At 56.9% G+C, this 24,249-nt stretch carries 25 protein-coding genes and 1 pseudogene; 7 read left to right on the top strand and 19 right to left on the bottom strand.

Annotation, left to right across the window (positions count from 1 at the left end):
* Positions 1 to 224 precede the first annotated feature (224 nt).
* Positions 225 to 1,532, top strand: coding sequence for a selenocysteine synthase (locus JAO29_RS20175; protein ID WP_334270071.1), 1,308 nt, complete (start codon positions 225 to 227; stop codon positions 1,530 to 1,532).
* A gap of 57 nt (positions 1,533 to 1,589) precedes the next feature.
* On the opposite strand, the gene JAO29_RS20170 is transcribed toward JAO29_RS20175, so the two are convergent.
* From JAO29_RS20170 to JAO29_RS20160, 3 genes are all read right to left on the bottom strand, one after another.
* The gene (locus tag JAO29_RS20170; RefSeq protein WP_334270070.1) at positions 1,590 to 2,234 is read right to left on the bottom strand and encodes a dihydrofolate reductase family protein; all 645 of its coding nucleotides are present in this window, start codon (positions 2,232 to 2,234) and stop codon (positions 1,590 to 1,592) included.
* A gap of 44 nt (positions 2,235 to 2,278) precedes the next feature.
* Positions 2,279 to 2,680, bottom strand: a complete 402-nt coding sequence (locus JAO29_RS20165; RefSeq protein WP_334270069.1) for a YciI family protein — start codon at positions 2,678 to 2,680, stop codon at positions 2,279 to 2,281.
* Between the two features lie 126 nt (positions 2,681 to 2,806).
* A complete protein-coding gene (locus JAO29_RS20160; RefSeq protein ID WP_334270068.1) occupies positions 2,807 to 4,078 on the bottom strand; it encodes an RNA polymerase sigma factor in 1,272 nt (423 codons plus the stop codon).
* A 528-nt stretch (positions 4,079 to 4,606) separates the two neighbouring features.
* Between JAO29_RS20160 and JAO29_RS20155 the strand changes: the two genes are divergently transcribed.
* The 3 genes from JAO29_RS20155 to JAO29_RS20145 all read left to right on the top strand — a co-directional run bounded on the left by JAO29_RS20155 (position 4,607) and on the right by JAO29_RS20145 (position 9,163).
* Positions 4,607 to 5,380, top strand: coding sequence for a tetratricopeptide repeat protein (locus JAO29_RS20155; RefSeq protein ID WP_334270067.1), 774 nt, complete (start codon positions 4,607 to 4,609; stop codon positions 5,378 to 5,380).
* Between the two features lie 1,142 nt (positions 5,381 to 6,522).
* Positions 6,523 to 7,338 (top strand): ABC transporter ATP-binding protein, encoded by an 816-nt coding sequence (locus tag JAO29_RS20150; RefSeq protein WP_334270066.1) that lies wholly within the window; start codon positions 6,523 to 6,525, stop codon positions 7,336 to 7,338.
* Positions 7,331 to 9,163 carry a hypothetical protein gene (locus JAO29_RS20145; protein ID WP_334270065.1) on the top strand — a complete coding sequence of 611 codons (1,833 nt, stop codon included), beginning with the start codon at positions 7,331 to 7,333 and terminating at the stop codon, positions 9,161 to 9,163. The genes JAO29_RS20150 and JAO29_RS20145 overlap by 8 nt, the downstream gene beginning before the upstream one ends.
* A 200-nt stretch (positions 9,164 to 9,363) precedes the next feature.
* Here the strand turns inward: JAO29_RS20145 and JAO29_RS20140 are convergent, their stop codons facing one another.
* The 5 genes from JAO29_RS20140 to JAO29_RS20120 form a co-directional block, all read right to left on the bottom strand.
* The gene (locus tag JAO29_RS20140) at positions 9,364 to 10,257 is read right to left on the bottom strand and encodes an alpha/beta fold hydrolase (protein WP_334270064.1); all 894 of its coding nucleotides are present in this window, start codon (positions 10,255 to 10,257) and stop codon (positions 9,364 to 9,366) included.
* Between the two features lie 352 nt (positions 10,258 to 10,609).
* Positions 10,610 to 11,101 (bottom strand): cupredoxin domain-containing protein, encoded by a 492-nt coding sequence (locus tag JAO29_RS20135; RefSeq protein WP_334270063.1) that lies wholly within the window; start codon positions 11,099 to 11,101, stop codon positions 10,610 to 10,612.
* 108 nt (positions 11,102 to 11,209) lie between these two features.
* Complete coding sequence (locus JAO29_RS20130; RefSeq protein ID WP_334270062.1) at positions 11,210 to 11,797, bottom strand: hypothetical protein; 588 nt, start codon at positions 11,795 to 11,797, stop codon at positions 11,210 to 11,212.
* Between the two features lie 246 nt (positions 11,798 to 12,043).
* Positions 12,044 to 13,735 (bottom strand): hypothetical protein, encoded by a 1,692-nt coding sequence (locus JAO29_RS20125; RefSeq protein WP_334270061.1) that lies wholly within the window; start codon positions 13,733 to 13,735, stop codon positions 12,044 to 12,046.
* Complete coding sequence (locus tag JAO29_RS20120) at positions 13,728 to 14,510, bottom strand: ABC transporter ATP-binding protein (protein WP_334270060.1); 783 nt, start codon at positions 14,508 to 14,510, stop codon at positions 13,728 to 13,730. The genes JAO29_RS20125 and JAO29_RS20120 overlap by 8 nt, the downstream gene beginning before the upstream one ends.
* A gap of 270 nt (positions 14,511 to 14,780) precedes the next feature.
* On the opposite strand from JAO29_RS20120, the gene JAO29_RS20115 reads away from it, so the two are divergent.
* The 3 genes from JAO29_RS20115 to JAO29_RS20105 are packed head-to-tail and all read left to right on the top strand — an operon-like array spanning position 14,781 to position 16,614.
* A complete protein-coding gene (locus tag JAO29_RS20115; RefSeq protein WP_334270059.1) occupies positions 14,781 to 15,995 on the top strand; it encodes a M24 family metallopeptidase in 1,215 nt (404 codons plus the stop codon).
* Positions 15,996 to 16,024: 29 nt separating this feature from the next.
* Positions 16,025 to 16,441 (top strand): DUF6677 family protein, encoded by a 417-nt coding sequence (locus tag JAO29_RS20110; protein ID WP_334270058.1) that lies wholly within the window; start codon positions 16,025 to 16,027, stop codon positions 16,439 to 16,441.
* Positions 16,438 to 16,614, top strand: a complete 177-nt coding sequence (locus JAO29_RS20105; RefSeq protein WP_334270057.1) for a hypothetical protein — start codon at positions 16,438 to 16,440, stop codon at positions 16,612 to 16,614. The genes JAO29_RS20110 and JAO29_RS20105 overlap by 4 nt, the downstream gene beginning before the upstream one ends.
* Before the next feature lie 36 nt (positions 16,615 to 16,650).
* On the opposite strand, the gene JAO29_RS20100 is transcribed toward JAO29_RS20105, so the two are convergent.
* The 11 genes and pseudogenes from JAO29_RS20100 to secY all read right to left on the bottom strand — a co-directional run bounded on the left by JAO29_RS20100 (position 16,651) and on the right by secY (position 24,168).
* On the bottom strand, positions 16,651 to 16,944 hold the full coding sequence (locus JAO29_RS20100) for an ArsR/SmtB family transcription factor (protein ID WP_334270055.1): 294 nt from the start codon (positions 16,942 to 16,944) through the stop codon (positions 16,651 to 16,653).
* Positions 16,945 to 17,050: 106 nt separating this feature from the next.
* A complete protein-coding gene (gene rplQ, locus JAO29_RS20095) occupies positions 17,051 to 17,527 on the bottom strand; it encodes a 50S ribosomal protein L17 (protein ID WP_334270054.1) in 477 nt (158 codons plus the stop codon).
* A 93-nt stretch (positions 17,528 to 17,620) separates the two neighbouring features.
* Positions 17,621 to 18,714: pseudogene (locus JAO29_RS20090) on the bottom strand (DNA-directed RNA polymerase subunit alpha).
* A 151-nt stretch (positions 18,715 to 18,865) separates the two neighbouring features.
* Complete coding sequence (gene rpsD, locus JAO29_RS20085; protein ID WP_334270053.1) at positions 18,866 to 19,498, bottom strand: 30S ribosomal protein S4; 633 nt, start codon at positions 19,496 to 19,498, stop codon at positions 18,866 to 18,868.
* A gap of 120 nt (positions 19,499 to 19,618) precedes the next feature.
* Positions 19,619 to 20,038, bottom strand: a complete 420-nt coding sequence (gene rpsK, locus JAO29_RS20080) for a 30S ribosomal protein S11 (RefSeq protein WP_334270052.1) — start codon at positions 20,036 to 20,038, stop codon at positions 19,619 to 19,621.
* A 3-nt stretch (positions 20,039 to 20,041) separates the two neighbouring features.
* Complete coding sequence (rpsM, locus tag JAO29_RS20075; RefSeq protein WP_334270051.1) at positions 20,042 to 20,422, bottom strand: 30S ribosomal protein S13; 381 nt, start codon at positions 20,420 to 20,422, stop codon at positions 20,042 to 20,044.
* Positions 20,423 to 20,571: 149 nt separating this feature from the next.
* Positions 20,572 to 20,685, bottom strand: a complete 114-nt coding sequence (rpmJ, locus tag JAO29_RS20070; protein WP_013581269.1) for a 50S ribosomal protein L36 — start codon at positions 20,683 to 20,685, stop codon at positions 20,572 to 20,574.
* Positions 20,686 to 20,814: 129 nt separating this feature from the next.
* Positions 20,815 to 21,033, bottom strand: a complete 219-nt coding sequence (gene infA, locus JAO29_RS20065; protein ID WP_022841827.1) for a translation initiation factor IF-1 — start codon at positions 21,031 to 21,033, stop codon at positions 20,815 to 20,817.
* A 215-nt stretch (positions 21,034 to 21,248) separates the two neighbouring features.
* A complete protein-coding gene (gene map / locus JAO29_RS20060; protein WP_334270050.1) occupies positions 21,249 to 21,998 on the bottom strand; it encodes a type I methionyl aminopeptidase in 750 nt (249 codons plus the stop codon).
* A gap of 7 nt (positions 21,999 to 22,005) precedes the next feature.
* On the bottom strand, positions 22,006 to 22,743 hold the full coding sequence (locus tag JAO29_RS20055; protein ID WP_334270049.1) for an adenylate kinase: 738 nt from the start codon (positions 22,741 to 22,743) through the stop codon (positions 22,006 to 22,008).
* 12 nt (positions 22,744 to 22,755) lie between these two features.
* Positions 22,756 to 24,168, bottom strand: coding sequence for a preprotein translocase subunit SecY (gene secY / locus JAO29_RS20050; RefSeq protein WP_334270048.1), 1,413 nt, complete (start codon positions 24,166 to 24,168; stop codon positions 22,756 to 22,758).
* Positions 24,169 to 24,249: the final 81 nt, after the last annotated feature.

The raw sequence follows: 24,249 nt of genomic DNA, 5'->3' as shown, positions 1-24,249 counted from the left end.
AGGTGTTGTCGGACAGCCTTCGGCCAAGTCTACGAGATGGCGACTTTCATCGTCTGTGTGGCTTTCTCAATGAGCGCATTGGTGATTTAGGACTCGTTGGAAAATTGTCCCCAGTTTCTGTATTACGTTTTCGCTTCCTTCGGTAACATCACCTGTACAGTCCCAAATCAGCAACGTGTGTTGCCAGAGGCAGGGCGCGATGGCTTTTTAAAGAAGGGTGGTTCATGTCGAATTTGCAAAGCACGACAAAAGTTACGCGGAGAGGCTTTCTCCGCACCCAGGCCGCGTTGGCGGCAGCGGCGGCGGCTCCCATGCCGGCTCTGGCAGCCACAACTCACGAAAAATCCGCAGCAGGCGTGGACTACTACGACAAGCTCGGCGTGCAGACGTTCATCAATGCAGCAGGCACGTACACCGACCTTAGCTCTGCCTGTATGCCGGAGCCTGTGCAGGAAGCTGTTGCGCTTGCCGCCAAGAAGTGGGTGCATATCCGGGAGCTGCAGAAGAAGGGAGGCGCCTATATCGCCAACCGTCTTAAAGCTGAGGGTTGCTGCATTACCGCCGGAGCAGCCTCGGCGATAACGATGGCCGCAGCAGCCTGCATTCAGGCAGCGAACAACTGCCGCCCGATCGACATTCCGCGCCTCATCGGCACGCCCAAATACCCGAAGAACGAGATCATCACGCAGACCCCGTATGGATACGACGAGGGGATGGTCCTATGCGGCGCGAAGATCGTGGTCGTGAACACGCTAGAGGAGTACAAGCGTGCCTTCAACGAGAACACCGTGATGACCAACCACGAAAACGCAGCCGAGGTGGTGAAGATCCCGGTGGAAGATTGGTTGGCCGTGGCGAAAGAACACGGCGTCCCCTGCCATCTCGATGCCGCAGCAGACATGCCGCCGATCTCAAACCTGTGGACGCTTGCTGAGAAGTGGGACCTGGTCTGCTTCTCCGGAGGCAAGGGCATTCGGGGCCCGCAGAGCGCGGGTCTGTTGCTGGGCAAGAAGAAGTACACGGATCTGGCCAACGCCATGCTGCCCCCGGTGGAAGGTGTGGCGCGCGGCATGAAGGTGGCCAAGGAGCAGCTCGTCGGCATGGTGGCAGCAGTGGACTGGATTCTCTCGCAGACCGATGAGAGCCTGTTCAAAGAATCCAACGACCGTCTCGCTGTGATGGCCTCGATCCTGAAGGACGTCCCCACCGTGAAGACGCGCGTGATCGTCCCTGCGGTCGCCAACCACTACCCGCAACTGGTGGTGGAGTTCGACCCCAAGGTGATCGGAGCAACGCCGCGAGAGATCCGGGCTCGCCTCGCCAGCGGAGATCCGGCGATCGAGATTAATCCGCACACGGGCTCCACGAGAGCTTCGCAAGGCGTGGACCCAATGCCGAATGCGCTCGTCGTCACGGCAATGTTGCTCTTCCCAGGCCAGGACAAGATCGTGGGCGAACAGATCCGCAAGACGCTCAAGAATCCCAAGTCCGTGGGTACTTACGATCCGGCGGCAGTACCGATCAGGCTCTAACGTGATGAGCCAGGCCCAGCGGGACGGACACTGATCCGTCGCCACGGAGCCTGGCTCTCATTTCTCGAGCACAAGATGGGTCGCGTATTCCGAAGTCTGGCGTTCAGTTATGGAAAACCCCAGCGCATGAAGGTCCAGACCATCGAACAGCAGTTCTCCCTGACCTAGAAGAACGGGTACCGACGCGATGTGGAGAGAGTCGATCAGGCCAGCTCTTAGATACTGCCGCACTGTGTCCACGCCGCCTCCGATCCTGACGTCTTTGCTGCCGGCAGCCTTCTTCGCAAGGACCAGCGCTTCCTCGATTCCGCCCATCACAAAGTGGAAGGTGGTTCCCCCTTCCATCACCAGAGGTTCACGCTCGTAATGCGTGAGAACGAAGGTCGGTGCGTGGTACGGCGGATCGTCACCCCACCAGCCCTTCCATGAGTCATCTGGCCATGGGCCGCGCACCGGACCGAACATGTTGCGGCCGAGGATGAAGGCACCGAAGTTCTCCATTGAGCGCTGAGCAAACATATCGTCTACATCCCCTGTGGTTCCCCCCTCCTTCCCGTGCATGGAGCAAAAGGTCTTCGTGTGAAAGAACCACTGAAATATCTCTGGTCCCCTCTTCCCCAGCGGATCTTCCAGGCTCTGTTCGATTCCAGCGCCGAAGCCGTCCAACGAAACACCAAATCCCGCTACCCGAACCTTTGACATCCAACCCTCTCCCTCGCCATAGTTGTGCCGGCTCTTCGTATACTTCAGCGTGCGGTGAGCTTGCGCCGTCGCTGCTCGCTCGCCTTCATCATTTCACTCAAGTCGCCGGCCGGACGTATCTCGAAGATCGACCCATACTTTACCGCCGGATGCTGCGACATGAGCTGGATAGCATGATTCATATCGCGTGCCTCAAGCACGAGGATGCCGCCAAGCTGTTCCTTGGTTTCCACATAGGGACCGTCCGTTGTCGCGACCTTGCCGTTCTTCCAATACAGGGTCAACGCGGTCTCAGAAGGCTCAAGGGCTTCTCCACCAGCGAAGTGCCCGTTGGCGCGCAGATGTTCGTCGTACTCAAAGCATTCGTCGAACATTGCGTTTCGCTCGTCCTCGGTCATGCCCGCGTGTTTTGCCGGCTCGTAGTAGCCCAAACAGATGTATTTCATAGATCTCTCCTTATGTTGGTTGCCAGCAGCGCAATCCGCGCACTGGATTGTTCACCCTATAGTCGTCGGGAGGAGGGGAAATCGACAGCAGAGTCTTATTTCTTTTGAAAATTCTGCAGGCATTTTTTATTTCAATTCCTCCAGCCTCCCCGAAAGGAAACGACGCTCCGGCTCATGCCGAGCCCCCTGCTGAATCAGGGCAAGCGCCTTCTCATACGCAGCACGGGCCTCAGGAAGCCGCCTTAACCTGCGACACAGATCCGCACGGGCGGAGTACGCGAGGTGATACCTTGCGAGTTCCTCGCGCGCCAGAAGGTCATCGATGAGACGAAGCCCCTGCTCCGGACCTTCGTACATGGCGATGGCAACTGCACGGTTCAGTTCCACCACCGGAGATGGCTGAATCCGGATCAGTCTGTCGTAGAGCAGCGTGATCTGGCGCCAGTCCGTGGACGCTGCCGAGGTAGCCTCGGCGTGAACTGCCGCGATAGCCGCCTGCAGGGTGTAAGCACCGAAACGGCGCGAGCGAAGAGCGCTCTCGGTGAGCGCGATGCCTTCGGCGATCTGATCTCGATTCCACAGGGAGCGATCCTGCTGGTCCAGCAGGATCAGCTCTCCTTCTGCCGAGCTTCGTGCGGAGCGCCGCGATTCCTGCAACAGCATCAGCCCCAGCAAGCCCATCACCTCGGGCTCCGGGAGAAGGTCCGCACCTGGAACATCAAGGAGCAGTCTGCCCAGACGGATCGCCTCGCGGCTCAACTCAGCTCCTGTTGCTTCCGCTGAATAACCCTCGTTGAAGACCAGGTACACAACCTGAAGTACGGCGCCCAGCCTCGCCGATAACTCCTGCGACACCGGCACCTGGTAAGGAATCGCCTTATCGCGGATGACGGCTTTCGCACGAACGATGCGTTGAGCAAGCGTCGCCGGCGTAACGAGAAATGCCCGGGCAATCTCCTCTGTTGTCAGGCCGCAGACCTCACGCAGTGTGAGCGCAACCTGCCCCTCCGATGGCAATGCAGGATGGCAGCAGGTGAAGATGAGACAAAGACGATCGTCCTCCATCTCCTCTTCCTCAGGAGCTTGCTGAAGGGTTTCATGGACGCGCGCTTCGAGTTCGAGTGTCAGCTCACTCTGTGCGGCGTCGAAGCGCCCGCGCCGGCGCATCACGTCGATGGCCTTGAATCGCCCAGCCGATATGAGCCAGGGGCGCGGCTTGTCGGGAAGTCCGGTCTGCGGCCACCTCTCCAGAGCAGCAGCGAAAGCCTCGTGCATGGCCTCTTCCGCGAGATCGAGATCGCCGACCAGACGCACCAGCGTAGCCAGAATTCTGCCCGACTCCGACCGATAAAGAGTCTCTATGGTACTGCTCAGATCGTCGAGGGCATTCGGCGGCATGCATGCCAAAGTAGCAAATGGACAGGCTCGACACAACTGCAGCTGGCTGTCTCTAGACCCATGTTCCAGTAACAGGCGAATGGCTGATATCCGCGGCTTTGAACCGCAAAATGTATCCTTGCAAACGGGCGCATGGTCCTGCCATCCACTTTGACGAGTTGCCACCATGCCGGACGAGTGACCGCAAATGGAAATGGCGATACAAGGCCAATGCACTCATCAACTGTCTGCGATAGGCGTCTACTCCTGATAAACACCCTTGAGCGTCACGTGAACGGATCGCTTCCTATAAGCCGACTTGTCGTTACCAATCCGGTGCGGTGGTCGAAGGATTCGTAAAGAGTGATGATGGATTAGGCGCAGAATGGGTCTTGCGTGCTTTTCCGGCAACGGTGCACATGGCTTCAAGGGAGGGGTCGATGAGGAGCCCAGTGGCGGTGCCGGAAATGGCGGCGGATCAGAGACGCTTGCGTTTATCGAATGAGCGGTGAACAATCACGTTGTTGCTTAGCCTCATGAAAGGGCCATATGCCCGAGACGTCACGAGATAAATGGACACCTCGAAACCCGCTTGGCGTGATTGCTCTTTTCGTCTTTTTGATCGAAACAATTGCGACAGCATCCTTGAAGATTGTGGCGGATAAGTCTTTCGCACTCATACTGGTGTGGTTCATCGTTCTGTATCCAACCACCATCGCGCTCGCTTTTTTCCTATTTCTGTGGCACAAGAGGGAAGCACTTTTCGGACCGATGGATTTCGCAGATCAAAGTGATTTTTCCAAGCTGCTTCTGCAAAAAGTCGAACGCATCGCTATAAAACAGGATGCAGCGGGTATCGACAGTGCGACCATGCTCAATGACGTCTTTGGAACTATCGACAAGCTAATTGTGTTGAGCGACCCGTGGTCCGCAATTCAGATCGGCCGGGCCTTCTTGAAGGAAAGAGACTTTGACAAAGCATTCAAAGTTTTCCAATACCTTTCAAAGAAAATCAGTCCGTCGGATGAGTCTTACTACAGGGTTCTGTCAAACCTGGCGTACAGCCAAATAGGCCTAGGTCATTACGCAGATGCAATCGGAGTACTAATGGAAGTGAAACTGATCAAGGGAGGACGCCATTTCCGTGCTTGGCACAATCTTGCAATTTCTTACGCGTACTTGAAATCTAACGATCGCCCGAATTCTGAGAAATTCTTTGCTTCGGTGAGCAGCCTGCAGCGTGCGGACTTGGAAAATTTAGATCTTAATTTCTTCGCTAATCTTTACCCGGAAATGGCGGACCGGATATTAGCCCTGAGATAAGCACGGTTATTCATCTGCCACGTACGAAAGGACCTGGCGATAGTAGGTCTCGTAGAGGGTGATGACGGATTGGGCAAAGAAGTGGTCTTACGCGGGTTTGCGGGCCGCGGTGCGCATGGCTTCGAGGCGTTTGGGTTTGAGAGGAGGTAAATCGCACGGCACCCAGTATACGTTTCAGGAATGCCAGGAGAGGGTTCCCCTGCTCAGTCGCGGTGACCGGACGGTTCGAAACCCGGACTCTGTATGGTGTATCTCCTTGAACCCAAGTTGTTCGAGAGCAGTCTGGATCGCTGCAGTTATTGCGACCCCTACAACCTCCAACACACTACAGGGCGGGTCAGCGGAATCTTTTCCGTGGTGCAGATCAACAGTGTCGAGCTGGCCAAGTAGTGAACGTTCCCCTGAGAGACCCTCTACGGAAGTGAATAGCGTGACACCTCTGAGATGATTAGGCTCTGGATACTCTCTCCACACCCTCTCTACCTCAGCCCGATTTGCTGGCGAGTCGACGATCCACACTGGGACACCCCGCGGGATGCCATCCAATCGCTTTCCGAATGCACGGTCCACAACCACCATAACCTTGTAGGGATTAGGGTACATCGCAAAACTATATCGTATTCGCCAGATCAACCTCTGCATCGCTACCGATAAACGCTCTTCTCGCCAGTTGAAGCGATCCTACATACAAGACGACTTCGGCGGACCGATCCAACTTCCGAGTAGTCCAGTCCCACCGTACTCAGTTGAGTTCGTGTGCGAGTCCGATGAGAAGCCGGGTGCCCCAGTCCTGCGGACTCATCGCATGAGTAGGCCATTCAACCGAAGCTCGAACCTGAATATCTGATCTGCCCACGTACCCGCAATCAAAAAGTGTCATCCTGAGCGAAGCCCGGAGGGCGCAGTCGAGGGATCTGCGGTTCGCTCACCTTAACGCAAAGGAAGAGAGTCACAGGTACCCATCAAAGCAGCCTCTACGCAACAATCCCGAGAGCAGGCCAATCGCCATCATTGCACTAGCGTGTCGTATGGAACTGAACCAGGTTGCCATATGGGTGTGGGGCCGCGGGATCGGGCAGCGATGCCACAGGCCATATTATGCCGTCTAGTAGACGCCATAGTCGCTTTTCGATATAGTCGGATTGCGACTAATAGCTGCGGTTGATCTGACGGGGGTGGGCATGATGCTTGAGTTGCAAAACCTCTCGAGAAGTTTCCGAGGTATTCCGGCTATCCAGAATGTGAGTTTCAATCTGGCTCCCGGCGAGATAGTTGGTTTTCTTGGACCGAACGGCGCCGGCAAATCAACTACGGTCAAGATCATCACGGGAATGCTCCGGCCAAATGATGGCAAGGTACTCTTCGAAGGCCAGGATATTCGAAAAGATACGGTCGCTTTCCGTAGTGTCCTCGGGTACGTTCCTGAGGAAGCACATCTCTATACTTACCTGTCAGGACTGGAATATCTGCAACTCGTAGGAAGACTCCGTGGTCTTAGCGAGGCTCTCATTGAAGCTAAGTCGACTCGCCTGCTCAAACTCTTGCATCTCGAGTCCTGGCAATTCTCACCCCTGTCCTCTTATTCAAAAGGGATGCGCCAGCGAGTGCTGATAGCCGCAGCTCTATTACACGATCCCAAGCTACTCATCTTCGACGAACCGCTCTCAGGACTTGATGTCGTCTCTGCACGGCTGTTCAAGGACCTCCTGGAGCTATTAGCCGCTGAAGGAAAGGCTATTCTCTACATCTCACATGTGATGGAGATCGTGGAGCAGGTATGTAACCGCGTCGTTGTAATCGCAAAAGGCAGGATAGTCGCCGACGCTCGACCAGACGATCTTGCGAGTTTGATGAAGCTTCCCAATCTGGAAAAGGTCTTCGCGCAACTGGTCAAGCAGCAGGACACCAGGACCGTCGCGCAGGAGATCGTGGAAGTGATGCGGATCGACCATGCGTAAATCCTTTCAGCGCTTCTTCATGATGTCGGAGCCGGAGGTGCTTCCCCTGAAGGCTCAGGCGGAGCGTGGCCCAGTACAAGAGCCCGAGCGAAGCCAGTTCTCGCATCTGGTCCGCCACTTTCTGTCGCGGTTCTTTAATCACGAAACGGCATCTCCCGATGGCGACGCTAAAACACGGCTGGTTCTGATCGCAGTTGCAACCGGGCTCCCAGGATTGGTCGTGGCGCTGTATCTATGGCCTGTCTATCATCCCTTCATCGCTTCCCTTCAAAGACATGGCCCCGTCCCAGGACCACCGTATTGGTTGCGGGTCAATCACCATTTCTTCTTCGTGGTCTATTCCTTTGTGGCGATGGGGATCGTCACAGTATTTGAGTGGGACATGTTCTTCCCCGACTTCCTGGATCTCTCCGTATTGACGACATTGCCTATCCCGGCTCACAGGCTCTTCCTCGCGAGAATTGCGGCCATCGCCATTCTCATCGCCGGCTTCCTTTTTGATGCCAATGTTTTCGCACCACTGGTTCTTCCCGCAGCCATTGATCCACCCAACCTTCTACGCTTCCTCGCCGGTCATCTTCTGGCCGTGGCAGGCAGTGGATTGTTCGCAGCGGTCCTTCTTCTGGCTCTGCAAGGCGTACTTCTTTCCGTCTTCGGCGAACGCGTATTCCGCAAGTTCTCTCTTGCCTTGCAGGGCCTTTTGATAACTCTCCTGTTGATGCTCCTACTCCTGTTCCCAGTTCTATCCGAAACGGTTCCAGTCCTACTTCGGTCGGGAGGCACCTTCGCGCGATTCTTTCCCCCATTCTGGTTCCTGGGCGTCTACCAACGCCTCATGGAAGGACCCACGGCGTTGCCGATCTACACGCAGCTGGCGCAGACAGGATGCTTGGCGCTGCTTGTGGTTACCGGGCTGGCCGCGCTCGCCTATCCGATTGCCTACCTACGCAGAGTACGCCAACTGGCCATCGGGACTGGCGCGCACGCCGCGCGAAGCTGGATTGCACGGCCGCTGCACGCGGTGATCCATGCAACGCTGGTCCGGCGTGCGGTTCGTCGGGCAGTTTTTCACTTCATCAGCGAAACCCTGCTGCGCGTACAACGCTACCGCATCTATCTTGTTCTCTGTGGAGGGGTAGGCCTTTCGGTCGTTACTGCCACCATTCTTCGTCTGGCGGTTGTACATAATCAGATTCGGGCGGAAGTCTCATCTGACGGGATTCGCGCTGCGGTCGGAATTATGGCTTTCTGGACGATTGCTGGACTGCGGATGGCGTTTGTTTCTCCAGGTAATCAGCAGGGAAATTGGGTGTTTCGCAGCGTTCACGGTACGCCGGCACCGTTCCACACGGCGATGGATCAGTTGCTGGCTGCGAAAACCTGGGCTCTTCTTTGGGGGGTGATCCTTAGTTTTGGGGGCTGCATGGCACTTCGCGTAATTGCTCCTCCGGAACTTCGGAGCTTAAGCGCAACGGCAAGCCAGCTACTCGTCGGCGTGGGGATGTCCGTGTTGCTAACCGACATCTTCTTTTTGAACGTAAAGACCGTTGCCTTCACCGGCGAGCGGACCCGGGAACAATCTAACTTCGCCATCACAGTTCTCAAGTACATCGCATTCGTTCCCGTGGTGGCATGGCTCCCGCTGATCTCTGAACCTTGGATTGAGACCAGCACGGAACACTTCGTTCTTGCTGCGATCGCGATCGCCGTAACACATCTCGCATTTCGCAGCCAACATCGCGCCATCATTCGGGAACACTGCGATAGACCCGGTCTCGAAGACGACGAAGAAGATTTTCCTCTGAAGCTCGGGCTCCGCTATTGAGGCTGTGCAGGCAGGACATTTACTGGGATGGACAACCCCGGATCGGATGTCAATTGACGTCCACAGGGCAAGTCACTCATCTACTCTGGTTTTCACCACAGATAGTAGCCACTCCGCACTCAACGTTCACCGATTCGTATCCTGCTGGCGTCCCTCCATGGACGCGTTGATCAGCAGAGTAGGAGCGGGCGTTGGTACAGCTATACGGTCGAAGACAGAAAAGGTAAGGCCATTTCCGCCACCATCGTTGTGGAGAGGATGTTGTAGTGTGTCGCTCCCGGAACGATACCCAGCCGGGCCATGGAACGGAGAGATCCGTCCAATCCGGCATCGCGTTTCCCTGCACCAAGAGCTTCATAGAAGGCTGCGATATGTCCGGGGCAAATGGAATCGGCGTCGGCAAAGATAAGTTCTGCGGGCGACTTAATCTGCTTGACCTGAGCCGACCAATCAAAAGATTGCGATTCCATCTCGCCAATTTTGCGGAGCAGAGTCTCCCAATTGACCTCGGGATAACGCTGGCCGAGTGGCGATCCTTTGATTTTCTGCGCAATTTGCGCCGCGTGCGAACCCATCTGCTCGAACGCTGCATTTACTTCCGGGTAGGAGCCCTCTTGTGTCATTGCCGCTGAAATCACGATCAGGCGTCTTACAGACGCAGGGTGGCGAATGACGGTCTGCAGGGCAACTCCCCCACCCAATGAGTACCCCATAACATCGGCTTGCCCAAGCTTAAGATGCGCGATCAGTGCAGCAATATCGTCGGCCATGAACTCGAATCGAAGAGGCCGGTCGATATCCTTCGTGCGTCCGTGACCCTGCAGGTGGACAGCAATCACCTGGCGCGATTTGGCGAGCTCAGACAGATTAGGACCAAACACTTCGCTCGCCGTAACCCCACCATGCAAGAGGATGAGCGGCTCTCCCTGGCCATGGACTTCGTAGTACATTTGCAGGCCGTTAACCGGAGCTAAACCTGATTTCGTCTTTGGCACAGTCGACTCCATCACCTCCTGGGGTCGGGCCAACGCAGGAACAATCGCTGCTCCACTTATAGCCACGCCTGCACATGCGAGGAACGCTCGTCTCTGCATCTCATCAGCCCTTGGACTTAGATGATACAAACGGCGTCAATGTTAACAGATCGCTGCACTCATCGAACCTCGATCTAGAAGGCGAGGTCGGCCAGGCTCCAGCGAAACTGATGTACCCGAGATATCAACTGTGCCGACAGGCTATGCATGGGCCTCTTTGAGAGTATGCGATCAAAGCCGCTCGCTAAGAGAGAAGTGAATCGGGCAGAGGGTTTTGCAGCAACTCCATCTCAGAGCTAGACAATGGGACAATGCGACCAAATCAGCATTGGGTCCAAAAAGATGGCGCGACCCGTAAGTCCATCGCACTCAGTTGCTTTCCTTGAAAGGACTTGGCCTCATACCCATTGGCTCAAGGCAGAATGATCAATTCCGGCTTGGTGCCACCGCTCATTCCATAAACTGTCCCCGAAGTGAACGCGCCAACATCGTACTTGTAACAGCCGGGGGTACTTGCCTTCGTTGTCACGTGTTTTTTTCCGCCCCCCATGATCGGGGCATCGGGTTCAAACGGAGAGTCAGTACCGAACGAGACGGTAAAGCCCTGGTTCTTCGAACTCATCCACACTACGGTGGTGCCAGCCTTGATACAGAAAAGTTGATTGTTCTTTGCGCCCGGGATGTCGGGCTTTACATTGGCGGAGTTGTTTGAGCGGGTGATGTTAACTGTGCAAGGAGATGAGGCAGAGCCGCAGGTATTGTCCGCATTGCAGAGTGTCTGGGGCTGTTCCTGGTCACATGAATATTTACTCTTCGCCTGCGCAAGTTCGCCGGTCAACAGAACGACACAGGTCGAGAAAAGCAATGCAGTCCAAGTGCTGGGCCGTCGAGCTTTGATAGTCATAGATATCTCCCAGTCGCGAAGTACAGGAAGTTTGTGTTCGAACAAATCTCACAACACCGCTCCAGCTCCAAAGTTGGTGCCTTTCGCGGCGCCTTGGTTTTTGCGATTTCACTTCCACTCGATGATGTTCGTGAGCTTCCAGGCATTCTGATTGAGTTCGAACTGCAGCTCGCCTTGTTTGTTGACGATCAGCTGCGCCGCGGGAAAAAGCGAGCCTCCACTCTTCTTCTTGTCCTTATCGTTCAGGATGATCTCACCGGCAGTGAGATTGAAGCTCTTGGTTTGAGTGTCCCGATAGCTTTCACCGAAGGCGATCCTGCGGTTCGTGACAAACCGGATCGTTCTTCCAGTAGGCGTTATGATCTCCCGAATGTAGCTGACCTCGTACCCAACTGCGCCGGGGATCGTGATACGGCCCACGGGTTTCATCTTTTCGAGAGCCTTCACCAGTCCGTCGTTCTGCCCTTTCGCAAATGCCTGAACCAGCACTTCTCTGTCCTCAGGAGTCGAGAACTGGAAGATCATCAGTTTTAGGTTGAAGTTTCTTCCCATCTGCGTGCTTGTGCCCATGGCTGTAGCGTCGATGGTTTCAACATTTTGCCGCTGTCCAAAGCAACAGGTGGCTGTGATCACAAGGAGTCCAACCAAGAGAGAGATTCCGTTTGTGAAATGTCGAATTCTCAGGCTAGCTTGCATGATTTCTCCTGCCTTCACTCGATATGTCTGTTTAGAAGCCTCGTCGCAGACCCCGGATTAATGGCTCGATGGTAGGTAGCAGGTCGACTACCAGCAACTAGGAAAACCGCTAGTCGAACAAGTGGGTCGACGGCTTGTCTGATTGCCTTGGAGGCTGTCAGTCATTCACGCTGGTTGTGGCAACAGACTGCAGTCAGTCGCACTCAGCCGCCCTTCAATTCTCGTTGAAGGAGTTCCCTTCTTCTTTTAACTGTTCAGCTTAAGGCTAACGATCTCGGGGACAGCTTCTTCTTCGAAGATGATCTGCTGAGAGTTCTGCGCCTGCAGGCTGCTGAACTTGTGCAAGGCGGCGGCCAATGATGCAAGGCACAGCCCCATGAGGACGAAGCCCGATACGGAGCCTAGTATCTGAGCCTCTGCGTTGGCTGCTCTCTTGAGCCAGCCTATCGATGCGAGCAAGGTGAACCAGAAGGCGAAGTGCAGGTTCGCTTTACCTGGAAGGTAGGAACAGGCGAAGGAGATCTTGCGGAAGCTGAAGAGGCAGAGCTCGACGAGCATCAATCCCAGCAGAGCCATGATGACGAGATGGCCGGCGACGAAGAAGGAATCGGACACGAAGAATCCAACGGCCAGAATGGCAACCACGGGAGCAACGCCGAGCGATAGCAGCGAGGTCCTGACGGCGCGATGGTACAGGCATGCGGGGCGAACTTGGGTGGCCTGAAAGATCCAGTTGGCGCGCAGTGAGATGGGAACGGCGATGACGATGCGCAGTGCAACCACGGCGAGGAAGACGGCGAGGATGGACGAGAGCAAAAAGGTCGTCTGGGAGGGGGAGATGGAGGGAGTGAGCCGAGCAAACTTTGTATGGGTGAATCCAAAGATGACGGTGATACCGATCCCAACATAGAAGCTGAGGATCATGCGGTGTTGACGGCTGCGCAGGATGGTCCGAAGACTGAAGAGAGTGATGACGCTCGAGAGTGAGCTTCCGAAGGAGAAGCTGGAGCGGAGGGTTGGCACGATGTCAGGCTGTTCGACGATGCGGGGCAGCATTCGGAAGTATGAGAGAAACACTGCGGCGAGTGCACCGGCCGCAGAGAGTGCCAGCGCCATCCATGCCCGGTGGGCGAGCGGAACCAGCTCTGGATGCATGGAGCCGTTGAGCTGATTGAACAATCCGACAAACCAGTAGGCTGGCAGCCACTTGAGGATCTGCTGATGCTCCTGCGCATTGAGAGCCGCGGGGGAGTTGAAGGAAGGGCCGAGGAAGTAGGAGCTGAGCAGAAAGCAGAGGGCTATCGCCTGCATGACCGCCGAGAGACGTAGAAAGATCTGCCGCGGCAGAAGGTTCGCGGCAATTCCCTGCACCGCGAGCACCATGAAGATCATGAACGCCGCGGCGGCGGCCACGGTAAGCCAGTATACGGGCAGCGTGCGCAGCAGGCTGAATTTACTGCCGACTCCCACGGCGAATACCAGCGGCCAGCCGAAGCCGGCGAAGAGATTGAAGGCTCCCGCAGCCAGCAGAGGCGCGGCAAAGAGCGCTGCAAGCTTCGATAGAAAAAGTGTGGCCGAGGGCACCGGCAGCGGCCCCAGGACGAGCCGGTCGCGGCGATCAGGGAAGGCGGCGTCCCAGCTGAGCACGCCGATGAGACCGGCGATCGTCATGGTCGTCTCGATAAAAAAATGCTCGAACATATAAGCAACAGGGACGGGTACGGGTTTGCGCGTGATGATGAGGAAAGGCACCGGGAACGTACAGAAGAAGCTGAGACTGCAGAAGACTGAGGCGAACTGTCCCAGCAGGCGGGAGGGATCGCCGTCGGAGGACAGCAGCTCGAGGTCGATCACCCGCAGCAGGAAGACTCGGTAGAGTACGCGGAACTGGAAGAAGAAGTGATGGTCTCGGAGCTTTAGCAGGGATGGTCTAAGCATGGATAAGGTCCGCAATTTCGCATGAGATCGCCACAAAATCCTGCTCGATGGCGAGCTGCGCAAAGATGCCTTCAAGGCTGGGAAGCTGCATGAAGACGCGCAGGTTCGCAACCGTGTCGTCGGCTACTACCTTTCCCTTATGCAGGATGACCACGTGGGACGAGATACGTTCTACTGTCTCGAGCTCGTGCGAGCTGAAGAGGACGACCTTCCCCCGCCGGGCAAGCTCTTCAATCAGGCTGCGAAGGATGAGTGAGGTACCGACGTCGAGGCCGGAGAAGGGCTCGTCAAGCAGTACGAGAGACGGGTTGTGCATGAGAGCAGCCGAGAGCAGAACCTTCTGCCGCATGCCTTTGGAGTACGAAGACATGGGGACGTCGCGGTCACCATAGATGCCGAAGAGCTGCAGCAGGCCGCGGATGCGCTCCTTGCTCCGGGCGGGGTCCATGTCTCGGAGCTGGGCGACCATCTGGAGATATTCGATGCCGCTGAGGTGGGTGTACAGATAAGGCTCTTCGGGAACGTACCCCATACTGCGACGGAAGCCCATCGGGTCATCCTGGATGGGGCGTCCCTCGAAGAGCACCTGGCCGGAGCTGGGTTCGATCAGGCCGGTGATGATCTTCATGGTGGTCGATTTGCCGCTTCCGTTGGGACCCAGATAACCGGTGATCTCGCCGGGCCGGGCGACGAAGCTGACATCGGTGACAACAGAGATGCTGGAATAACGTTTGCAGATCTGGCGCAGCTCAAGCATGATGCGAACCTCGATCATCGACCTTAATAGTCGAAAACCGACTATATCGGAATACGACTATAGAGGCAATATCTCTCTGCGGATTTCACTTTCACAAGGAAGCGATGCGTTCCTCTGGAGCTGTCTTTACCGGGTGGTAGCTTGACACGCGGGGGCCCCAGATCAGGGGTGAAGCCCCGACCGGAAGCCGGGCTCTTCCCCTTCCGTGACATACCGCTGGATGGTGGTCCGGGGTCATGCCTCCTGTTTTGAATACTTTGCATCCATTAGTATGGTGGGGAGGTAGCCATGCGGGAGAAAGAAACTGTGCCATCCGCGAACCTAGAGTTCGACCTTACAGGTATCCAGAGTGCTCTTCGCGACCACCAAATCGACGGATGGCTCTTCTACGACCACCACTATCGCGACCCGCTGGCCTACCGGATCCTCAGGCTCGGCGAAGGGCTGCATGTCACGCGCCGGTGGTTTTACTTCATCCCTGCGGAGGGCGAGCCGAGCAAGCTGGTGCATCGGATCGAGTCGGGAAGACTGGACACTCTGCCCGGCAAAAAGGCAGTGTACTCATCGTGGCAGGAGTTGGAGGCGCGGGTCGCCGAACTGACCTCTGGAGCCACAAAGATCGCCATGCAGTACTCCCCTCGCAACGCGATCATGTACGTCTCAATGGTGGACGCGGGGACGGTGGAGATGGTGCGCGGCCTGGGCAAGGAAGTGGTCAGCTCCGCTGACCTGGTAAGCCGGTTTGAGGCTGTGTTGAACGACGACCAGATCGCAACCCACTTCGTGGCACAGGAGAAGATCGACGCCGTGCTGGAGGCGGCCTGGAAAGAGATTGGGCGCCGGGTACGAGCTGGCGGGACGCATGAGTTTGCGATGGTTGAATTTCTTGCCGAGGCGATGGGGCGCGAGGGATTGATCTGGGAACACGGGCCGAATGTGAGCGTGGGTGAGAACTCGGCCGACTCGCACTACGAGCCGACCGTGGCGAGCTCAAAGCCGATCCGGCAGGGCGACTTTGTCCTGATTGATATATGGGGAAGGCTCAACCGTCCGGACGCGTGCTACTACGACATTACCTGGACCGGGGTCGTGGACCGCGAGCCGACCGCACGGGAACAGATGGTCTTTGAGACAGTGCGGAACGCGCGCGATGCGGCAATCGAGCTGGTACAGCAGGCTTTCGCCGCCGGACGGCCGATTGCCGGATGGGAAGCCGACGATGCTGCCCGGGAGGTGATTGGCGCAGCAGGGCTTAAAGAGTGGTTCACACATAGAACCGGCCACAATATCGGCGTGGAGCTGCATGGAAACGGAGCGAACCTGGATAATTTTGAGACTCACGACGAGAGGCTGATTCTGCCGAAGACGTGCTTTTCTGTCGAGCCGGGAGTTTACTTTCCGGGTGAGTTCGGGATTCGCAGCGAGGTCGATATGATTGCATTGCCGGGAAACGCAAAGGTTACGGGGCGAGTCCAGACGGAACTGGTTCGCATTGGAGCTTGAGGAATTGCCTGCTGGTATGATGAGGTGAGATGACGACGAATGTTCAGGCGCAGGCAAGGGTCGGGCAGAAGGTAACTTCTCTACCGCCTACCCTGATTCTCATCGCGGGTTGGCTAATTCCGGGCGCAGGCCACTTCCTTCTAAAAAAATGGATTCGGGGACTGCTGCTCTTCGTCTCGATCGTCGCGATGTTCTGCATCGGCCTGGGGCTGAAGGGCAAAGTCTACGGGCCAAATACGGCTGAATTGCTGGATATGCTGAACTTCGCTGGCGACCTGGGAGCGGGCCTGCTGTACGCGCTCGCCCGTGTGTTTGACCTGGGACAGGCGGCGGTGCAAATCGCAATTGCCGACTATGGAACGAAGTTCATCGTTGTGGCAGGGCTTCTGAACGTGATAGCTGCTGTCGATGCGCACTCGCTGGCGACGGGGAGGAAGGCATCGTGACCATCTCGCACTTTGGAGCGGTGTTACTGTTCTCGCTGTTTACCTCGGTTGTCTTCGGGATTACGCAGCGATCTGAGCCAAGGATGATGATCCGGTTCGGAGCCTTCTGCTTTGCTTTGTTTGTGGGTGGGACGATCGTGGCAAGCTGGCTAATGTGGCTGATCAAGCACTAAGAGTTCTGAAGCCCAAGCACTAAGCGTTTTGAAGCCTTAGATACCGGAAATCCTCTGAATATAAGCCGCCAGCACCTCCCGGCAGAGAGTGTAGCTAACGAACTTCCCTTCACGCTTCGATTCGACCAGGCCGGCGTTTTCGAGCTCCTTCATATGATGAGAGAGCGTTGCGGGACTGACAGGGATGCAGTCGCGAATATCTCCACATGCGCAACGACTGGTCTCCGACTGGCCGAGCTTCTCCAGAATCAGATAACGATGCGGATCTGCCATGGCCCGGGTAATCAGGTGAAACTGGCGATCGGAGAGCGAGATGGATTTGGTTGTCACGAGGCCTAGTGTTTGGGATGCTTGCTGAGTAGAAAACGAGTTTGGACTGGAAAGAAAGAGGCGCATCCACTGCGGATGCGCCTCTTGTACTTTCGGCTGGAGAGTCTTACGACTCCTGGCCTTCTTCACCAGCGGGAGGATTCTGCTCCTCAAGCTGCTTCTGGAGCTCTTCGCGCTTCTTGGCCCGGGCATCAGCACGCTTCTGAGCCTTCTCATTGAGTTCCTGCTCGGCTCCGAGGAGCTCGATGAAGGCCATCTCAGCGGCATCGCCTTTGCGGGCGCCGGTGCGAGTGACGCGGGTATATCCGCCGTTGCGGGCTCCATAGCGAGGAGCAACTACTGCGAAGAGGCGATCCACCGATTCCGGGGTCATGAGGTAGGCTGCTGCCTGACGACGGGCATGAACGTCGCCGCGCTTCCCAAGGGTGATCATGCGCTCGACGAGTGGCTTGGAGGCCTTAGCCTTGGTGATGGTGGTCTCGATACGATCCATCAGAATGATGGAGGTAACGAGATTGCGCAGCGTGGCGCGGCGGTGGCTGGTATTACGTCCAAGTTTGAATCCTGCATTGCGATGACGCATGATTGATCTCCTTCGGTTTGAGCTTGTGCCCTGAACCGGATCTTTGGTTGAGATGGGAGCAGGGTCCGTTCCCTGCTCCCATCGAGTTACGGTTTAGAAGGTGTCAGTGTCGGCGGGAATCTGGAGGTCGTCCTCATCCTCTTCGTCGTCCTCGTCATCGAAGTGACCAAAGCTGGCCGCGAGGGTAGCAGCGGGCAGAACGGAGGTGGGTCCGGGCTGCGGGTTGCCGTTCTCGTCGATCTTCATGCCGAGCGAAAGTCCCATCTGAGCAAGAATTTCCTTGATCTCGTTGAGAGACTTGCGACCGAAGTTCTTCGTTTTGAGCATCTCAGCCTCGGTCTTCTGGATCAGTTCACCGATGGTTGCGATGTTGGCGTTCTTGAGGCAGTTGTAGCTGCGAACCGACAGCTCAAGCTCTTCAACCGAGCGATTGAGGTTCTCGTTGCGAATCGCAGGACCGTCGTGCAGGCCATCGTGGCTGGTCTCCATCTCCTCTTCGAAGTTGATGAAGATGGTCATATGATCCTTGAGCAGCTTGGCCGACAGACCGAGCGAGTCCGCAGGAGAGACAGTTCCGTTGGTCCAAATCTCGACCGTCAGCTTGTCGTAATCGGTGATCTGACCGAGACGCGCTGCTTCGACGAGGTAGTTGACCTTGCGGACTGGCGAGTGAACGCTGTCGACAGGAATGAAGCCAAGGCCGAGGTCGGCATCGAAGTTCTTATCAGCGGAGACGTAGCCACGGCCGCGCTTGAGACGCATCTCCATGTCGATCTTGCCGCCTTCGGAGACGGTGCAGATGTAGACGTCCTTATCAAGGATCTCGACATCGCCGTCAGCCTCGATGGAGCCGGAGGTGACGACACCAGCTGCATCGGAACGCAGGTAGAGAGCCTTGGGGCCTTCGCCGTTGAGCTTGAACGGGATCTGCTTGAGGTTAAGAATGATGTCGGTTGCGTCTTCAACGACGCCGGCGATGGACTGGAACTCATGCAGCACGCCTCGATGCGGACCGCGGTAACAGCGGCTCCTTCGATGGATGAGAGCAGGGTGCGGCGCAGTGCATTGCCGATGGTAGTACCGAAACCTCGCTCAAAGGGCTGAGCGCTGAACTTGCCGTACTTCTCGGTGAGTGACTCGCTTTCGACTGCGAGACGCTTGGGCTTCTGGAATCCTCTCCAAAGCATGTGTTTCTCCTTTGCCGTCCCAGCCGCGAAGCACTTTGCGGTCTGGCGGGTGATGCGGTTGGCGTATTCGGTTGTGGTGTTCGTTGTGATTCGACAGGTCACAACGTTGCCGCGGATCTACCCTGAGGGGCAGACCCGCGGCTAAGCTTGATTACTTGCTGTAAAGTTCGACGATCAGCTGCTCGTTGACCGGGAGGTTGACATCTTCGCGCTTGGGCAGCGAGAGAATCTTGCCGGACAGATTGTCACGGTTGATGTCGATCCAGGTAACGGAACGCTGTCCGCTGGCGAAGTTCTTCGCCTCCTCAAGGAGGGTGATGGACTTCGATGCCTCACGGATGGCGATCTCATCGCCGACCTTGCACTGAAAGGACGGGATGTTTACCTTGCGGCCGTTGACCTGAATGTGGCCGTGACGGACGAGCTGACGAGCCTGGCGGCGGCTCTGCGCAAAGCCAAGGCGGTAAGCTACGTTGTCAAGGCGAGTCTCAAGCTGCTGCAGAAGCAGTTCGCCGGTAACGCCGGTCTTGTTCGAAGCCTTCTCGTAGTAGGCGCGGAACTGGCCCTCGAGCGTGAAGTAGATACGCTTGGCCTTCTGCTTCTCACGGAGCTGCAGACCGTAGCCGACGACCTTCTTCTGCTTCTTGGACTGGCCGTGCTGGCCCGGGGGAAAGTTACGCTTTTCAACGGGGCATTTGTCGGTGAAGCACTTCGCGCCCTTGAGGAAGAGTTTGGTACCGTCGCGGCGGCAGAGGCGGCAGACGGGTCCTGTATAACGTGCCATGAGTTTCTTGTCTCCTGACTTCGGGTGTCGATCGCTTTACGCGCTGGCAGCGCTTCGTCACGATCCAGATTGATGATTCCGCGGGAGCGGTGAGACTCCCGCGGATGAGGTTGAAATAACTTACACGCGGCGACGCTTGGGAGGACGGCAGCCGTTGTGCGGAATCGGCGTGACGTCACGGATCGAGCGAACCTCGATGCCTGCCGAAGCGAGCGCGCGGATTGCCGACTCACGACCCGAACCAGGTCCCGAGACGCGTACATCGACCGAACGGAGACCATGCTCACGGGCGGCGTTGGCAGCGCCAACAGCAGCCTGCTGCGCGGCGAACGGGGTTCCCTTACGCGAACCACGGAAGCCGAGCGAGCCGGAGCTCTTCCAGCTGAGCGTATTGCCCGTCTGGTCGGTGATGGTGACGATGGTGTTGTTGAAAGAAGCCTGAATAAAGACCAGACCGAACGGAACGTTCTTCCGTTCGCGCTTCTTGAACTTCTTATTCTTGCCGGCCTTTCCGGCGGTCTTCTGCTGTGTCTTGGCCATGGCTTATTTCGTCGCTTTCTTCTTACCGGCGACGGTGCCCTTACGCGGGCCCTTGCGGGTACGAGCGTTGGTGTGGGTACGCTGGCCGCGAACTGGAAGCGAGCGGCGATGACGAAGACCACGGTAGGACTGAATTTCGATCAGGCGCTTGATGTTGAGGCCAACCTCTTTGCGCAGGTCGCCTTCAATCTGGCCTTCCTGCTCGATGACGTGACGGATGCGGTTCAGCTGGTCCTCGTCGAGCGTAGCAATCTTGACGAAGGGATCAACATCTGCCTTTGCCAGGATCTTCGCAGCGCGCGAGTTGCCGATGCCGTAGATGTAGGTGAGTCCGATGCGTACCTGCTTGTTGTTCGGTACGTCGACTCCAGAGATACGTGCCATTGGCGTCCTTGTCGTTGGGCTCCGGAAGCTTCGCCACGGAGCGGGTGGATGGTTTCGGCTTACTACTGTCCGCGGGGTTCAACGCACGCCTTGAATTCGGCGAACTAGCCCTGCGGGGCCACTAAAGGAGGCAGAATCGCCTCCGGTGTTTATCCCTGACGCTGCTTGTGCTTGGCGTTTTCGCAGATGACGCGAACGACACCGCGACGGTGGATCACCTTGCACTTGTCACAGATCTTCTTTACTGACGCACGAACCTTCATTACTTCTCCTAAACAGCCGTTAGCGATCAGCTCCCTGACTTTCGTCGGAAGCTACCGCCGCAAGCATGAGTACCTGAGTCAATTGTTCTTCCCAGCTAAAGACAAGCGTCAAAAGCCGGAATTGCCCGTCTACTTGTAGCGGTAGACGATGCGGCCACGGTTGAGATCGTATGGGCTGAGCTCAATCGCAACCCGGTCGCCGGGGAGGATGCGGATGAAGTTCTTACGCATACGTCCGGAGACGTGTGCCAGAGCCTGATGCTTGTTTTCAAGCTCGACTCGGAACATCGCGTTCGGCAGGGTCTCGACGACCGTAGCCATTACCTCAATTGCATCTTCCTTCGACAAACGATCTCCTTCGGGAGAGCCTGTTCGCTCCCCGCAAAAATTGTTGTGAGTGCTGGAGCCCACGAGATGATTCCCTGCAAGAGGGGACCATGAAGGTGCGACGTACTGCACGCAGCATCTCTTATGATACCCCAATCCGGGCCTTTTTCCCACCCGCAGCTCGGATTTCCACTTTACGTCCACCGCGGAATGGCGATAGGACCCCGGAGATCCCGCTAGCGGGTCAGAACCAGCGGACCATCCTTGGTGATGGCCACCGTATGCTCGAAGTGAGCGCTGTAGCTCTTGTCCACGGTAACCGCCGTCCAGCCGTCCGCCAGCACCTTTACTTCAGGAGCTCCTGCGTTGATCATGGGCTCAATTGCTAAAACCATCCCCGCCTTGAGCCGCAGGCCTTTGCCGCGGGGGCCGAAGTTCGGGACCTGGGGATCTTCATGCATGCTGCGGCCAATCCCGTGACCAACAAACTCACGAACGACTCCGAAGCCCTCGGCTTCGCACATCTCCTGCACGGCGGCCGAGATGTCGAAGAGGCGTCCCCCGACCTGGCATTGTTCGATGGCCGCTTCAAGGGAGGCCTTGGTGACATCGAGGAGCTTTTGAATCTTGGGCTCAGGCTTACCGATGGCGTAGGTCACAGCGGCATCGGAGTAGAAGCCATCGATCACGACGCCGCAGTCGATCGAGAGGACATCGCCGTCCTTCAGAATGCGCTTTTTATTGGGCATGCCGTGGACCACCTCGTCGTTGATCGAGGTACAGAGGGCGAAGGGGTAGCCATGATAGCCCTTGAAGGCAGCCGTCCCTCCCAGCTGTGCGATTTTTGCCACAGCGATCTCCTCGAGGTCCATCGTTGAGGCCCCGGCGACCACATTCGGAGCCAACGTGTCGTGAACCTTACGAAGAGCGATGCCGGAGATGCGCATCTTCTCGATCTCTTCCTGGGCCTTTAGAATGATCGCCATAACCTACCTACTCACCTGCTCCACGAAGTTGCTCCAGTGCTTCCTCGATGGAAGACGTCACTTCTTCAACAGCGCGAGATCCATCAATCTGCCGGAATCTTCCCTTTTGACTATAGTGCTCGATCACCGGTGCGGTCAGGGAGTTATATGCTTTCATCCGCTCCTGAAAGGCGGCCTCCGTGTCGTCGGAGCGGTGTTGCAGAGGGACATTGTCGTTATCGCAGACCCCATCAACTTTCGGGGGCTTGGAATGGATGTTGTAGATGGTCTTGCATATGGGGCAGATACGGCGGCCGGTGATGCGACGGAGCAGCTCCTGCTCATCGACGCTGATGCTGATGGCCACCAGCGGCAGCGAAGCAGCCCCGGCGAGTTCCTCCAGCGAGACAAGATGTGAGTCCAGCCACTCTGCCTGACCGAGCGTACGAGGGTACCCGTCGAGAATGTACCCACGCTGAACGTCGGGCTGAGTTAGACGGGCCCCAACCATGTCGTTAACCATCTGATCGGGAACCAGCTGTCCCTGATCCATCAGGTCCTTGGCAGCCTTACCGAGCTCCGTCCCACGTGCAATGTTGTCGCGGAGAATGTCCCCCGTAGAGATCTGGGGGATTCCGAAGTCGGCCATGAGCCGCTGCGCCTGGGTTCCCTTCCCTACGCCGGGGGCTCCCAGAAGGAGTACCGGCCCGGGCAGGAATCTTACGTCTGCCGGGGCCGGAGGATGTGCTGCAGATTCAGAGGTCAACGTTTCCAATTCCTACCAGCTCTTGCGGCCACGGATTCGGCCGCTCTTGGGAGTAAAGCCGTCGTAGTGGCGCATGATGAGTTGCGATTCGATCTGCTGAACCGTATCCATGGCAACACCGACAACGATCAGAAGGCTGGTGCCACCAAAATAGAAGGTCACACCGAGACCATTCGTCATCCATGACGGAAGCTTGTCGAAGACCGGTCCGATCAACCAGAGATGATTGAAGTGGATTCCGCTGATGATCATCTGGGGAATCATGACGATGATGATCAGGTAGATGGCGCCGACCAGCGTAATGCGGGTGAGGACATCGTTGACGAAGTCAGCGGTACGCTTTCCAGGGCGAATTCCCGGGATGAAGCCACCGTACTTGCGCATGTTGTCCGCGATATCGTCCGGCCGGAACACGATGGAGATGTAGAAGTAGGCGAAGAAGACGATCGCCACCATAAAGATGAGTTCGTAGAAGGGCTCGCCGGGCGAGATGTACTGGAACAGAGGTCCCAGCAGCTTGGTATCGCGCAGCGGAGCACTTCCGAAGAAGCTCATACCGGCAAAGAGCAGCGGAGCCGACAGAATGGAGCTGGCGAAGATCACCGGCATGACGCCGCCGGAGTTTACCTTCAGAGGAAGATGCGTCGACTGCCCGCCCATCATACGACGGCCCACGATACGCTTCGCATACTGGACAGGGATTCGGCGCTCAGCCTTCTCCACGTAGACGATGAAGGCGACGACCGCGATCATGCCGGCGATCAGGATAGCGACTGCGATCGGAGTGAATGCTCCCCAGGCGTTGGTCTGGACCTTGTCGTAGAGTTCCGCGATTCCCTTGGGAACTCCTACCACGATTCCGGCGAAGATCAGCAGGGACATACCATTACCAATGCCGCGCTCGGTGATCTGCTCTCCCAGCCACATGATGAAGGCGGTTCCGGCCGTTAGGGTAAGCACGCAGAGGGGAATGAACGCGCCTCGGGGAATCGTCACCATGGAGGATCCGGTCGAGGTATTCGTCAGAGTCAGGGCGATGGTAAAAGACTGCACGATTCCGAGCAGCACGGTGACATACCGGGTCCACTGGGTAATCTTGCGGCGGCCGAGCTCGCCTTCCTTCTGGAGCTTCGCCAGCGGCTCATAGATGACAGTGAGCAACTGGAAGATGATCGACGCCGTGATGTAAGGCATGATGCCGAGAGCGAAGATCGTCAGTTTGCGAAGGTTGCCGCCCGAGAAGAGGTCGACGAGACCAAGGGCCGAACCGGAGTTCTGATTGAAGAACTCCGCCAGCATCTGTCCATTGATACCGGGAGTTGGGATGTGGGATCCAAGGCGATAGACCGCCAGAAGACCGAGCGTAAACAGAACACGTTTACGAAGATCTGGAATGCGGAAGATGTTTGCGAACTTGTCGAACATCGGAGAGCGGTACCTCGAAGGGGGTGAGACGGATGACCGGGATGAGACGGCGACGCGAGGGATCCAATCCCTCGCCGCTTT

The organism is Edaphobacter sp. HDX4, assembly GCF_036877565.1.
Classification (GTDB): Bacteria; Acidobacteriota; Terriglobia; order Terriglobales; family Acidobacteriaceae; genus Edaphobacter.
The sequence above is the reverse complement of the archived record's forward strand: the minus strand, read 5'-3'. Positions and strand labels throughout refer to the sequence as shown.